Below are 12,552 nucleotides of genomic sequence, written 5' to 3' on the forward strand. Positions count from 1 at the left end.
CGAGGACCCGACCGTGTACCCGCGGGTGGGCCGGGTCCGCGGCACGGCGGCCCGTGGCGCCACCTGGTGGGGCCGGGCCTGGGTGCGCAGCTTCGAGGAGACCGTCCTCGAGCCGAGCGACCTGGTCACCGCCCGGGCGCTCGCCCGCTCCGGCCGTCTGGGCGCGGTGATGGTGCTCGCCGGGACGGCGTCGGTCGTGGTCGACCCGGGCAGCCCGACGGCGCTGATGGCGCAGGTCCGCGTCGAGCGGCTCGACGAGGAGGCCTGGGCCGGGTTCGCCGTCGAGGTCGCGCGCGAGGCCGGGTACCTGGCGGCGCTGGAGTCCGGCGAGCTGCCCTCGGCGCTGGTCGAGCACGCCGACGAGGCCGGGGTGGAGCTCTTCCCCGGGCCGGGCGACCTGGAGACCGCGTGCGAGTGCGACGCCTGGGCGCAGCCGTGCCTGCACGCGCTCGCGCTGCTCTACCAGCTGGCCTGGCACCTCGACGGCGACCCCTACGCCCTGCTGCTGCTCCGCGGGCGCACCCGGGAGGCGCTGCTCGACGGGGTCGAGCCGGCCACGGGCGCCGGCGAGGAGGCCGACGACGCCTCCCGGCGGGCGCGGCAGATCCTCGGCATCGCCGACGAGGCGCCGGCCGGCCACGGGCTCGCCGACACCGCGGTGGCGGCGTACGACGAGGCGGTCAGCCGGCTGCTCAGCCCAGCAGGGCGCGCTGAGCCATCCCGGTGAGGATCTCGCGCATCGCCTCGTCGGAGGCGAGCGCGCTGTGCGGCGTGGAGTTGATCAGGCCGAACGCGGCGTGCACGGTCGCCCGCGCGGAGGGAAGCGGCAGGTCGCCGTCGATGTTGCGCAGCACCTTGACCCAGACCTCCACGTACTTGCGCTGGGTCTCCCGGACCTTCTCGCGCGCCTCGAGCGGGAGCGCGGCCCAGTCCCGGTCCTGGACGACGATGAGCGGCTTGTGCGCGAGCGCGAAGTCGACGTGCCAGTCGATCAGCGAGACGAGGGCGGACTTGTCGTCCTCGGCGGCCCGCACGCGGGCGCGGCCCTCGGCGAGCAGCTGCTCGCTGATGGAGACGAGCATCTCCGACAGGATCGCCTGCTTGCTGCGGAAGTGCTTGTAGAGGGCCGGCCCTGAGAACCCGCAGGCCGCGCCGAGCTCGGCGATGGAGACGCCGTGGAAACCGCGTTCTGCGAACAGTCCGGCCGCGATCTCGAGGATCTCTTCACGGCGGCTGGTCACCGGAGGAGTGTAGAGGCCGGGTGAGCGGACGTTCACCTCGGGGCGAGGGCTTCGTCCACAGGGAACGCTCCGGGGGAGGTCGTCCCCAGGTGCGGGTCGCCTGGTCGCGGCCGGACCCGGTCGGTTCCTAGAACTGCGCCATGAGCCTGCTGCGACCAATCCGTCTCCTGTCCGTGTTGTTGTCCCTGCTCGTCGGTCTCGTCGGCCTGGGTGTCCTCGGGGTTCCCGGGACACCGCTGCCGGACCGCGCCGGCGCCGCTTCCCCCGGTCCGTCCCCCGGTGCGCCCCCCGGTCCCGGAGCCCGGGCGGTCCCGGACGAGCGCTGCGCCCGCCACGACACCGGGATCCGCCGCGGCGCCTGCTTCGCCGACCCGGGCGGCGGGACCTACTGGCTCGGCACGCTCCGCGGGTACGACGGCGTCGAGATGTACTGCATCGACTACGCGTTCGCGACGGACTGGGGCGTCGGGCACCGCCTGGTCGTCGTCCGGGGCGACCTGCGGACGAGCCTCGGCGGCCGGGTCGGAGCCGCCACCGTCGCGGCCCTGAACGCGCTGGTCACCGCCCACCCCGCCTCCCGGGTCGACGACCGCACGGCGGCCGCGATCGCCCTGGTGATCCGCCAGGTGATGAGCGACGTCAGCGGCGACCCCGGGACGGGTCACGGGGCGGGTCACGGCTTGGGTCACGGGATGGGCGGAGGCCTGACCGTGGCCGGCCGGGTCCGGGACGTGGCCTTCATCGGCGCCGACGTGGTCCGCCGTGCCCGGTCGCTCTGGGCCGACGCCGTCGCGCACCGGGGCCCGTGGCGACTGGCGATCGGGATCGACCCCGGGCCCGACGCCGTGGTCACCCCGGGGGAGCGCCTCGCGGCGACGGTGCGCGGCACCAGCGGCGCCGGAAGGCCGCAGGACATGCGGGTGCGGCTCGGCTACCACGGCTTCGCCGGACCGAGCTCGGTCCGTCTCGGCGCCGACGGTGCCGCGCGGGTCGAGCTGACCGCACCGGTCGCGCCGGGGAGCGCCACCGTCACCGCCCGGGTGACCGGTGCCCCGAGCCGGCGCCCCGAGCTGTTCCGGCCGCTGCGGTGGGCCGTGAACCCGCACCCGGGTCAGGCCTCGCGGCACAGCCAGCGCGGGCTCATCGGTCACCAGGACTCGGTGGAGGCCCGGGCGACGGCCACCGCGGTGATCGTCCGGTCGACCCCGACCCTGGTCACGCAGGCATCCGCCCAGCGGGTCGAACCCGGAGCGTTGGTCCACGACAGCGTCGTGGTCGCCGGCACCGGGGGAGCCGCCGGCGAGTTCCGCTGGTCCCTGCTGGGGCCGGTCCCGCCGGACGCCGCCGGGTCGTGCCCCGGTGCGGGCGCCGAGGTCTGGGGCACCGCGTCCGTGCTCGCGCGCGGGACGGTCACGACGAGCGGCGACGGGACCTGGACCACGCCGGACTACCGGGTCCGGCCGGCCGACGTCGGTTGCCTGACCTACGTCGAGGACCGGCCCGGGACGAGCACCACCGAGCCGGTGGCGACCGCGCCCGGGGTGCCGGCCGAGACGACCCTGGTGGTCCGCCCGAAGAGCCAGCCCTGCCTGGCGACGGCGACCTCCCGGCAGCGGGCGCTCCTCGGGGACCTGCTCCAGGACCGGGTGCAGGTGGGCTGCATCAGCGGGCCGGACCGGATCCGGGTGAGCTGGACGCTGCACGGGCCGCTGGCGCCGAGCGACGGGGCGAGCGGCAAGGCCGGGTGCGAGCGGATCGCCGCTGCGCGCTGGGCCGGCTCGCCGGTCGCGGCCCGGGGCGCGTTCGACGCCGAGCGTGCGGGCAGCTACCTGACCGGACAGGCCCGCGTGGGCCGCCCGGGTTGCTACACCTGGAGCGAGAACGCGGCGGCGACCGGGACGACGCTGGCGGCCACGAGCCCACCGGGCCTGGCGGTGGAGACCTCGCTGGTGACCCGGAAGCCGGTCAGCCCGGTGCCGAGCGTGCCGACCGGTCCGTCCGCGGTGCCCCGGGCCCGGTTGGCACTCAGCCGGCTCGACGCCGATCGCGCCCGTGCTGGCGCCCGTGCTGGCGCCGGTGCTGGCGTCGGGGTGCTCCGGGTGCCGTCGCTGGGGATCCAGGTGCCGGTGGACCCGGTGGGCGTCCGCGGCGGTGCGGTGGCCGTCCCGGGTTCGACCGGCCGGATCGGCTGGCTGTCGTCGACGGCCGTCTCCTCCGACGTGGTCGGCGCGAGCGTCCTCGCCGGGCACGTCTCCGACCACGCCGACCGTCCCGGACCGCTCGCGGCCCTGGCCCGCGCCCGGCGCGGGCAGCAGGTGGTCTGGGTGGACGCCGCCGGGGTCGCGCACCGGTTCACCGTGACCGGCGTGGCGCGCTACCCGCGCAGCCGTCCGCTGCCGGTCGACGTCTTCCGCACCGACGGGCCGCACCTGCTCCGGCTGATCACCTGCACCAGCCGGATCACTCTCCCCGGTGGTGGGTTCCACTACGCCGACAACCTCGTGGTGACGGCGCAGGCGGTGACACCCGCTGGTTGAGCAGGTCGCGCGGCGACCGTCCCGAAACCCTTGCGCCGGACCGCACGACGTGGCCAAGGTGGACTCGGTTCGTCCCGTGCCCTTAGGCTAGGTTAGTGATCGTTAACCACGCGCCGGGGAGGGTGCTCCGCGCCCTCCCCGGGGCCGGCGAGAAGGAGACCTGGTGTCCACCGAGATGACCACCGCGATGTCCGGGCTCGTCGACGAGCTCCGCGAGCGTCTCGCGCTCGTCCGGCAGGGCGGCTCGGAGAAGGCCCGGGCCAAGCACCTCGACCGCGGCAAGCTCCTCGCCCGCGACCGGATCGACCTCCTGCTCGACCCCGGCAGCCCGTTCCTCGAGCTCAGCCCGCTGGCGGCGTACGGGATGTACGGGGCCGACGGCGAGGACAACGCGGTGCCGAGCGCCAGCATCGTCACCGGCATCGGGAGCGTGAGCGGGCGGCTCTGCATGATCGTCGCCAACGACGCCACCGTGAAGGGCGGCACCTACTACCCGATCACCGTCAAGAAGCACCTCCGCGCCCAGGAGGTCGCCCGGCAGAACAAGCTGCCCTGCCTCTACCTGGTCGACTCCGGCGGCGCCTTCCTGCCGATGCAGGACGACGTGTTCCCCGACAAGGAGCACTTCGGCCGGATCTTCTACAACCAGGCCACGATGTCCGGCGAGGGCATCCCGCAGATCGCCGCCGTGATGGGCTCGTGCACCGCCGGCGGCGCCTACGTCCCGGCGATGTCCGACGAGACCGTGATCGTCAAGGAGCAGGGCACGATCTTCCTCGGCGGACCGCCGCTGGTGAAGGCGGCCACCGGCGAGGTCGTCACCGCCGAGGAGCTCGGCGGCGGCGACGTGCACGCCCGCCGGTCCGGGGTGGTCGACCACCTCGCCAACGACGACGCGCACGCGATCGCGATCCTGCGCTCGATCGTCGAGACGCTGCCGCCGGCGGTGGTCGCACCCGAGCAGCAGGCGGCCGACCGCATCGACGAGCCGCACCAGTCGCCGGACTCGCTCTACGAGGTCGTCCCGACCGACACCCGCACCCCGTACGACGTCCGCGAGGTGATCCGCCGGATCGTCGACGGCAGCCGGTTCCACGAGTTCAAGCGCCTCTACGGCGAGACCCTGGTCACCGGCTTCGCCACGATCTGGGGGATGAAGGTCGGCATCGTCGCCAACAACGGCATCCTCTTCTCCGAGTCGGCGCTCAAGGGCGCGCACTTCATCGAGCTCTGCAACCAGCGCAAGACCCCGATCGTCTTCCTGCAGAACATCAGCGGCTTCATGGTCGGCCGGGAGTACGAGAACAACGGCATCGCCCGCGACGGCGCGAAGCTCGTCACCGCGGTCGCCTGCTCGGTGGTCCCGAAGTTCACCGTCGTGATCGGCGGCTCGTTCGGCGCCGGCAACTACGGCATGTGCGGCCGGGCCTACGACCCGCGCTTCCTGTGGATGTGGCCCAACGCCCGGATCTCGGTGATGGGCGGCGAGCAGGCCGCGTCCGTGCTCGCGACGGTCCGCCGCGACGGCATCGAGGGCTCCGGCGGGACCTGGAGCGCCGAGGAGGAGGAGTCCTTCAAGGCGCCGATCCGGGACCAGTACGAGCAGCAGGGTTCGCCGTACTACTCCACGGCCCGGCTCTGGGACGACGGCATCATCGACCCGGCGGACACCCGCCGGGTCCTCGGGATGGGTCTCGCGGCGACCGCGCAGGCCCCGATCCCGGACCCCGGCTACGGAATCTTCCGGATGTGAGGACCTCGATGATCGGCACCCTCCTGGTCGCCAACCGCGGCGAGATCGCGCTGCGCGTCTTCCGGACCGCGCGTGCGCTCGGCATCCGCACCGTGGCCATCCACACCGCCCTCGACGCCGACGCGCCGCACGTCCGGGCGGCCGACGTCACCGTCGAGGTGCCCAGCTACCTGGACATCGCGGCCGTGGTCGCCGCCGCCGAGGAGACCGGCGCGCAGGCGATCCACCCCGGCTACGGCTTCCTGTCCGAGCGCGCCGAGTTCGCCCGCGCCGTCGAGGAGGCGGGGCTCACCCTGGTCGGGCCCTCGGCCGACGTGATGGACCGGATGGGCCGCAAGGACGCCGCCCGTGAGGTCGCGGTCGCGGCCGGCGTGCCCGTGGTGCCGTCGTGGTCCCTGGAGACCCCGGCCGGCGAGCTCGCCTACCCGGTGCTGGTCAAGGCCGCCGCCGGTGGTGGCGGCAAGGGCATGCGGATCGTGCGCTCCGCCGGGGAGTACGCGGAGGCGGTCGAGGCGGCCGCGCGCGAGGCGGCGAACGCCTTCGGCGACGACACCCTGCTGATCGAGAAGTACGTCGAGTCCGGCCGGCACATCGAGGTCCAGGTGCTCGCCGACTCCCACGGCAACGTCGTGCACCTCTTCGAGCGCGACTGCTCCACGCAGCGCCGCCACCAGAAGGTGCTGGAGGAAGCCCCGGCCCCGACGATCACCCCGGAGATCCGGGCGGCCGTCACCGGCGCCGCCGTGGCGCTGGCCGCCGCCGTCGGCTACGAGAACGCCGGCACCGTCGAGTTCCTGCTCGACAACGCGACGGGCGAGGCCTACTTCCTGGAGATGAACACCCGGCTCCAGGTCGAGCACCCGGTCACGGAGATGGCCGTCTCGGTCCGCGGCGAGCGCCCCGACCTGGTCGCGCTCCAGCTGGCGGTCGCGGCCGGGCTGCCGCTGCCGTTCGCGCAGGACGAGGTCGCGATCGACGGCCACGCGATCGAGGCGCGCGTCTACGCCGAAGACAGCTTCGGCGGCTTCCTGCCGCAGGCGGGCACGACGAGCATCGTGCGCTGGAGCGAGCACGCCCGGGCGGACCACGCGCTCTTCCCGGGCCAGGTGGTCAGCACCTCCTACGACCCGATGCTCGGCAAGGTGATCGTCCGCGCCGCTGACCGCGAGACCGCCCGGCAGGCGCTGGTCGCAGCGCTGGACGACACCGCGATCCTCGGTCTCACCACCAACGTCGGGTTCCTCCGTGCCCTCGTCGCCGGTGACGCGTTCCGGGACGCGACCATCGACACGGCGTGGCTGGACCGCAACACCGTCGCCGCTCCCGAGCCCGACGTCGCCCGCACCGGGGTCGCCTGGATCAGCGCCATGCTCGCCTCGCTCGGCCCGAAGCGCCCGTTCCAGCCGGACGGCTGGCGCTCGGCCGGCGACCCGGCGCCGTACCTGATCCAGCTCGACCAGTCGGTCCGGGTCGACCGGGTCCGCGGCCGGGTCGACGACCAGGACGTCCGCGAGATCTCCGCGGAGAACCACGTGCTGGTGCTGAGCATCGACGGCCACCGCGAGCAGACCGTGGTCAACGTGCAGCCCGACGTCCTCGAAGCGGTGCACCGGGGTCAGCGGTTCGTCTTCGAGCGACCGGACCCGTTCGCGGACCACGGACCGGAGGCGGGCGACGGCTCGCTGCTCGCGCCGATGCCGGGAACCGTCCTGGCGGTGGACGTCGCCGAGGGGGACGCTGTCGAGGAGGGCCAACGACTCGGAGTGCTGGAGGCGATGAAGATGGAGGTCGCGCTCAAGGCGCCGTTCGCCGGCACCGTGCGCCTGGTCGGCGCCGGCGCGGGTGACCTGGTGCAGCTCAAGCAGGTCCTGTTCACCGTGGAGCCGCACGATGGCTGAGCGTCCGGTCCCCGAGGTCACGATCTACGAGGTCGGGCCGCGCGACGGCCTGCAGAACGAGAAGGGCGTCGTCCCGGTCGAGGCGAAGGCCGCCTTCATCGGCCGCCTGGTCGACGCCGGCCTCCCGGTCGTCGAGGCGACGTCGTTCGTGCACCCGAAGTGGGTGCCCCAGCTCGCCGACGCCGCCGAGCTGATGGAGCTGCTCGGCGCCGACGGCCGGCGGCACCCGGTCCTGGTCCCCAACGAGCGCGGCCTGGACCGGGCGATCGAGCTCGGCTGCGAGCACATCGCCATCTTCGGCAGCGCCACCGAGACGTTCGCGCAACGGAACCTCAACCGCAGCCTCGACGAGCAGTTCGCGATGTTCGAGCCCACCGTGACGCGGGCGCGCGCGGCCGGCATGGACGTCCGTGCGTACGTGAGCATGTGCTTCGGCGACCCGTGGGAGGGCGACGTCCCGGTCGACCAGGTGGTCGGCGTCGGCAAGCGGCTGTTCGACCTCGGCGCCAGCCAGCTCTCCCTGGGCGACACGATCGGCGTCGGCACCACCGGCCAGGTCGGCCGGCTCCTCGACGCCTTCAACGCGGCGGGCCTGCCCGACGAGGTGCTGGCCGTGCACTTCCACGACACCTACGGTCAGGCGCTCGCCAACGCGTACGCCGCCTGGCAGCACGGCATCCGCACCTTCGACGCCAGCGCCGGCGGACTCGGCGGCTGCCCGTACGCCGAGAGCGCCACCGGCAACCTCGCCACCGAGGACCTCGTCTGGATGTTCCGCGGCCTCGGCGTCGAGACCGGGGTCGACCTGGACGCCCTCGTGGAGACGAGCACCTGGATGGCCGGCATCCTCGGGCGGCCGAGCCCGTCGCGGGTGGTGACCGCCCTGCAGGGCCGCCGTACGTCGTAGGTGCGGCAGAATGCCCGCATGGCTCGCCGCGTCTTCCTGCACATCGGGACACCGAAGAGCGGCACCACCTACCTCCAGGACCGGTTGGCCCTCAACCGTGACCTGATCGCGCGCCAAGGACTGACCTACGTGCAGACCCGGACGGGCGACCACTTCGAGGCGGCGCTCGACCTGATCGAGGAGCGCTGGGCCGGTCAGCGCGAGGTCGCCCGCGGCCAGTGGGCAGCCCTGGTGGCGGAGGCGCGGAAGGCTCCGGGCGACGTCCTGGTCAGCCACGAGATCCTCGCCGCGGCGAAACCCGCGCAGGTCCGCAAGGCGATGGCGGCCTTCGCCGGCGACGAAGTGCACGTCGTGCTCACCGCCCGCGACCTGGCCCGCCAGATCCCGGCGGAGTGGCAGGAGGGCATCAAGCACCGCGGCCGCCGCAGCTTCCACGGCTTCATGCGGGAGATCACCTCCAGCCGCCGCAACCGCCCGCGGATCTGGTTCTGGCGGGTGCAGAGCCTCCCGGACATCCTGACCCGGTGGGGTAACGGGCTGCCGCCCGAGCGGATCCACGTCGTCACGGTGCCGCCGCCGGGCAGCACGCCCGACGCGCTGTGGCGGCGGTTCGCCGGCGTCGTCGGGCTCGACCCGGACGGCGCCTACGAGGAGAGCACCCGCTTCAACGCCTCGCTGGGTGTCGTCGAGGCCAACGTGGTGCGCCGGCTCAACAAGCTGCTCGTCGGCCGCGAGGTCCCGCGCGAGCTGTACATCGACCTGGTCCGGGACGTCGTCGTCCGCGACACCCTGGGCGAGCGCGCCGACAAGATCCCGGTGGTGATCCCGCAGGTCCGCTGGGCCTTCGTCGACCGGGTCACCGCGGAGTGGCGGGAGTGGATCGAAGGGGCCGGCGTCGACGTGGTCGGCAGCCTCGACGACCTCGAGCCGGAGCACTTCGGACCCGACCACACCTGGGTCCACCCGGACCAGCCGCCCGCGGACCTCGTCGCCGAGGCCGCACTGGAGTCGCTGGCCGCGGTGATCGCCCAGTCCGCGCCCGGTGACCCGTCGCGCGTGCGCCGCCTGGCCCGCAGGTTGCTGGGCGGGTGAGCCGCCCCGCCGAGTACGTCGCCCAGGTCGGTGCCTGGGCCGCTGACCTGCGCGTGGGCGGGACCGCGACGTGGGCCGAGTTCCGGGCCGGCGATCCCGCCCCCGGCCCGCCGCCCCCCGGTCCGCTGCCGGGGTCCGCGCAGCTGGAGGTCGTCCGTCGGCTCGCGCTGCGTGCGCCGGACCTGCCGCGGTTCGCCGACCTGGCCGACCTGGTGCTCGGCACCGCCAGCCCGGGTCGCGGTCTGGTGGACACCCCGCTCCCGTGGGCCGACGAGCCCGCCTTCGGGACGCCGGCCGTCGAACCCGAGCTGCTCCCCGCCGACGAGCTGGTGCGCGCCGCGGCCGCCGTACTGGTCCGGCTGCTCGTCGACGCTCCGCCGGCGGCGGCCACGCGTCCGTCCCGGGGCGGCCGCTGGCGGCGGCGCGGGTTCGTGGTCCTGGGAGCCCCCGGTGCCGCGGCCGCGGTCCGGGACGCGCTGGTCGGGGCGGGTTGGCGCGAGGGCGGCCTGCGGCCGACGTACCTGGTCCTCGGCGGGCCGCTCGACGACCTGATGGCCGAGCGCTGGGCGGCCCGGGTCCGCGCCGGCGCCGGGATGCGCTGGCACCGGATGTGGCGCACCGCCGCCACCCACGACCGGGTCCCGCCGGCCCTGCGGCTGCCCGAGATCGCCGGCCGGCTGGCCGACCAGTTCGGCGCCGACCGGGTGCACGTGGTGCTCGGGGCCGACCCGGCCGCGGTGCTCGCCGGGGTCGGTGCCGTCCTGGGTACGAAGCTCGGTACGGAGCCCGGTACGGAGCCCGGTACGAAGCTCGGGGCGCCCGCGCGCGCCGACGTCACCGGCACCGACCTGCTCCGCGTCCTCAACCCGCTGCTCGTCCTCGCCGCCGGCGAGGAGGGCCGTCGCCGGGTGGTCGCGGGCCCGTGGGCGAGCGCCCGGGCAGCCGTGACCTTCGCCGACCCGTACGCCGCCGGCCTCGGCGGACCGCCGGGGCTGCGCCCGTGGGCGGCCGCGACCGCGCGCCGGATGGCCGGACAGCTGCGTGCCGGTGACTACGCTGTGCACGGCGATCCGGACCTGCTGGTCCCGACCACGGATCGTGAGCGACCGGCTTCGGTCGACCCCGCCGACGTGCTCGAGCTCGCTCTCGGTCTCGTCGCGGAGCTGTGGCAACGAGCGAGCGGAGGGACGGCCTGATGGCGCGGAAGGTGATCCTGCACGTGGGCGCGCCGAAGACCGGCACGTCGTTCGTCCAGGACCTGCTCTTCACCGAGCGCGACACGCTCCGCGACCGCGGCATCCTGTACGCCGCGGACCGGTTCGACGCGCACTTCCTCGCCGCCCTCGACCTCCTGCAGCTGCCCTGGGGCGGGATCGAGCGCGAGGCCGTCGGCGCCTGGGACCGGCTGGCCGGCCAGGTCCGCGAGTGGGACGGCACCGCGATCATCAGCCACGAGATCCTCGCCACCGCCTCCCGCGCCCAGGTCGCCCGCGCGGTCGCCTCGGTCGACGGTCCGGGGACCGAGGTGCACGTCGTGCTCTCGGCGCGCGACCTCGTCCGGCAGATCCCGGCGGAGTGGCAGGAGAACATCAAGCACCGCCGGACGACCCCCTACGCGACCTTCCTGGAGCAGCTGCGCGACCCGGCCCGCGAAGCCGTGGTGGCGCGCTGGTTCTGGGGCGTCCAGGAGGTCCCGGACGTGCTCGACCGGTGGGGCTCGGAGCTGCCGCGCGAGCGTGTCCACCTGGTCACGGTGCCGCCGGCCGGTGCCCCGCACGAGCTGCTCTGGGAGCGCTTCGCCGGGGTGATCGGGCTGGACCCGCACGAGTTCGCCCTCGACGACTCCCGCACCAACGCCTCCCTCGGCGTCGCCGAGGCCGCCCTGCTGCGCCGGCTCAACGACGAGCTCGTCGACCTGGTGCACAACCACAACTACCGGCCGCTGGTGCGCGAGAACCTCGTGCACCAGAACCTCTCGAAGGACCGGATCTCGCCGCGGCTGTCGGTGCCGCCGGACGTCTGGGAGTGGGCCGGCGAGCTCAGCCGGACCTGGGTCACCGAGCTGGCCCTGCGCGGCTACGACGTCGTCGGCGACCTCGACGACCTGCTGCCGCGGCCGGCGCTGCCGTTCGTCGACCCCGACCACCCCCGGGCCGAGGTGTTCGCCGAGGCCGCGGTGAAGGCGCTGACCGCGATGACCGTCGAGGCGGCCCGGCTGCGCGACCACGAGGAGACCCTGCACCGCGAGATCGCGGACCTGCACGCCGAGCTCGGACGCGCCTACCTGACTCCGGCGTACCGGGTCCGGCGGGCGCTGGTGGCGAAGGCCCGGACCAGCCGCGTCGCGGCGAAGGGGCTCGCCGCCTACCGCCGCTTGCGCGGGCGGGGCAGGAACTCGCGGTCGACGTAGCGGCCGATCTTCCAGGTGACGAAGGCGTCGGTCCCGGCGCCGACCATGCCGCCGACGATCGGGATCCGGCGCCCGGTGGCGGTGACCAGCCGCTTGCCGGCGGCGCGGGCGATCAGCTCGGCGGCGACCTCGTTGGCCAGGAGGTTGTCGAGGTTCGGGTCGTGGGTGAGGTTGGTGGCGATCTCCATCGGGGTGCCCGGGATCTCGTGCCGCTTGATCAGGTGCATCACCTTCTCCTCGCCGAGCAGGCAGGCGAGGATCGCGTCCCGGGTGCGCGGGTCGTCGAGGTCGTAGCCGCGCAGGTGCAGGATCCCGGCGACCATCCGGCACTGGATGAGCGCGAGGCCGGCGATGTTCGCGGGCACGGTGACGGCCATGGTGACCAGGCCGCCGAGGTTGGTCAGGAAGCCCTGCACGCCGGCGTACCGGACGTGGTTCTCGATGACGTCGTGGATGCCGTGCTTCACGTCCCCGGGCTTCTCGGCCTGCTGCTTGTCGGCCGCGGCCGCGGCGCTCGGCAGCGGCCCGACGCCGCTGATCGCCATCGTCAGGGACTGGTGCACGAAGGCAGCCGTGATGTTCGGCGCGACCTGGGTGACCTTGGGGGCCATGCTGGCGCCGACGCTGGCACCGACCCGCTTGGTGAAGCTCATGTCGCACAGCCTAGGCGGGCTGTCCTAGGTCGGGCCCGTGTCGCCGACCCGCGATGATGGA

General features: G+C 74.3%; 10 protein-coding genes. 8 read left to right on the forward strand and 2 right to left on the reverse strand.

The window, feature by feature from the left end:
* Positions 1-13: 13 nt before the first annotated feature.
* On the forward strand, positions 14-727 hold the full coding sequence (locus tag AB4Y76_RS01055) for an SWIM zinc finger family protein (RefSeq protein ID WP_441921573.1): 714 nt from the start codon (positions 14-16) through the stop codon (positions 725-727).
* Here AB4Y76_RS01055 and AB4Y76_RS01060 read toward each other — a convergent pair.
* Positions 693-1,241 (reverse strand): SACE_7040 family transcriptional regulator, encoded by a 549-nt coding sequence (locus tag AB4Y76_RS01060; RefSeq protein ID WP_441921575.1) that lies wholly within the window; start codon positions 1,239-1,241, stop codon positions 693-695. The two genes, AB4Y76_RS01055 and AB4Y76_RS01060, sit on opposite strands and share 35 nt — an antisense overlap.
* Before the next feature lie 173 nt (positions 1,242-1,414).
* Here AB4Y76_RS01060 and AB4Y76_RS01065 point away from each other — a divergent pair, with 173 nt between their 5' ends.
* From AB4Y76_RS01065 to AB4Y76_RS01095, 7 genes are all read left to right on the forward strand, one after another.
* Positions 1,415-3,778 (forward strand): class F sortase, encoded by a 2,364-nt coding sequence (locus tag AB4Y76_RS01065; protein ID WP_441921576.1) that lies wholly within the window; start codon positions 1,415-1,417, stop codon positions 3,776-3,778.
* A gap of 163 nt (positions 3,779-3,941) precedes the next feature.
* Positions 3,942-5,531: a carboxyl transferase domain-containing protein gene (locus AB4Y76_RS01070; protein WP_441921578.1), complete on the forward strand. Its 1,590-nt coding sequence runs from the start codon at positions 3,942-3,944 to the stop codon at positions 5,529-5,531.
* 8 nt (positions 5,532-5,539) lie between these two features.
* Positions 5,540-7,429 (forward strand): ATP-binding protein, encoded by a 1,890-nt coding sequence (locus AB4Y76_RS01075; protein WP_441921580.1) that lies wholly within the window; start codon positions 5,540-5,542, stop codon positions 7,427-7,429.
* Positions 7,422-8,336: a hydroxymethylglutaryl-CoA lyase gene (locus AB4Y76_RS01080; protein ID WP_441921581.1), complete on the forward strand. Its 915-nt coding sequence runs from the start codon at positions 7,422-7,424 to the stop codon at positions 8,334-8,336. The genes AB4Y76_RS01075 and AB4Y76_RS01080 overlap by 8 nt, the downstream gene beginning before the upstream one ends.
* A gap of 18 nt (positions 8,337-8,354) precedes the next feature.
* Positions 8,355-9,428, forward strand: coding sequence for a hypothetical protein (locus AB4Y76_RS01085; protein WP_441921583.1), 1,074 nt, complete (start codon positions 8,355-8,357; stop codon positions 9,426-9,428).
* A complete protein-coding gene (locus AB4Y76_RS01090) occupies positions 9,425-10,624 on the forward strand; it encodes a hypothetical protein (RefSeq protein ID WP_441921585.1) in 1,200 nt (399 codons plus the stop codon). The genes AB4Y76_RS01085 and AB4Y76_RS01090 overlap by 4 nt, the downstream gene beginning before the upstream one ends.
* Positions 10,624-11,838 carry a hypothetical protein gene (locus tag AB4Y76_RS01095; protein WP_441921587.1) on the forward strand — a complete coding sequence of 405 codons (1,215 nt, stop codon included), beginning with the start codon at positions 10,624-10,626 and terminating at the stop codon, positions 11,836-11,838. The genes AB4Y76_RS01090 and AB4Y76_RS01095 overlap by 1 nt, the downstream gene beginning before the upstream one ends.
* On the opposite strand, the gene AB4Y76_RS01100 is transcribed toward AB4Y76_RS01095, so the two are convergent.
* Entirely contained in the window at positions 11,793-12,491 is a 699-nt protein-coding gene (locus tag AB4Y76_RS01100) for an EcsC family protein (RefSeq protein ID WP_441921589.1), read from the reverse strand. The two genes, AB4Y76_RS01095 and AB4Y76_RS01100, sit on opposite strands and share 46 nt — an antisense overlap.
* Positions 12,492-12,552 lie beyond the last annotated feature (61 nt).

The organism is Marmoricola sp. RAF53, assembly GCF_052114005.1.
Classification (GTDB): domain Bacteria; phylum Actinomycetota; class Actinomycetes; order Propionibacteriales; family Nocardioidaceae; genus Marmoricola.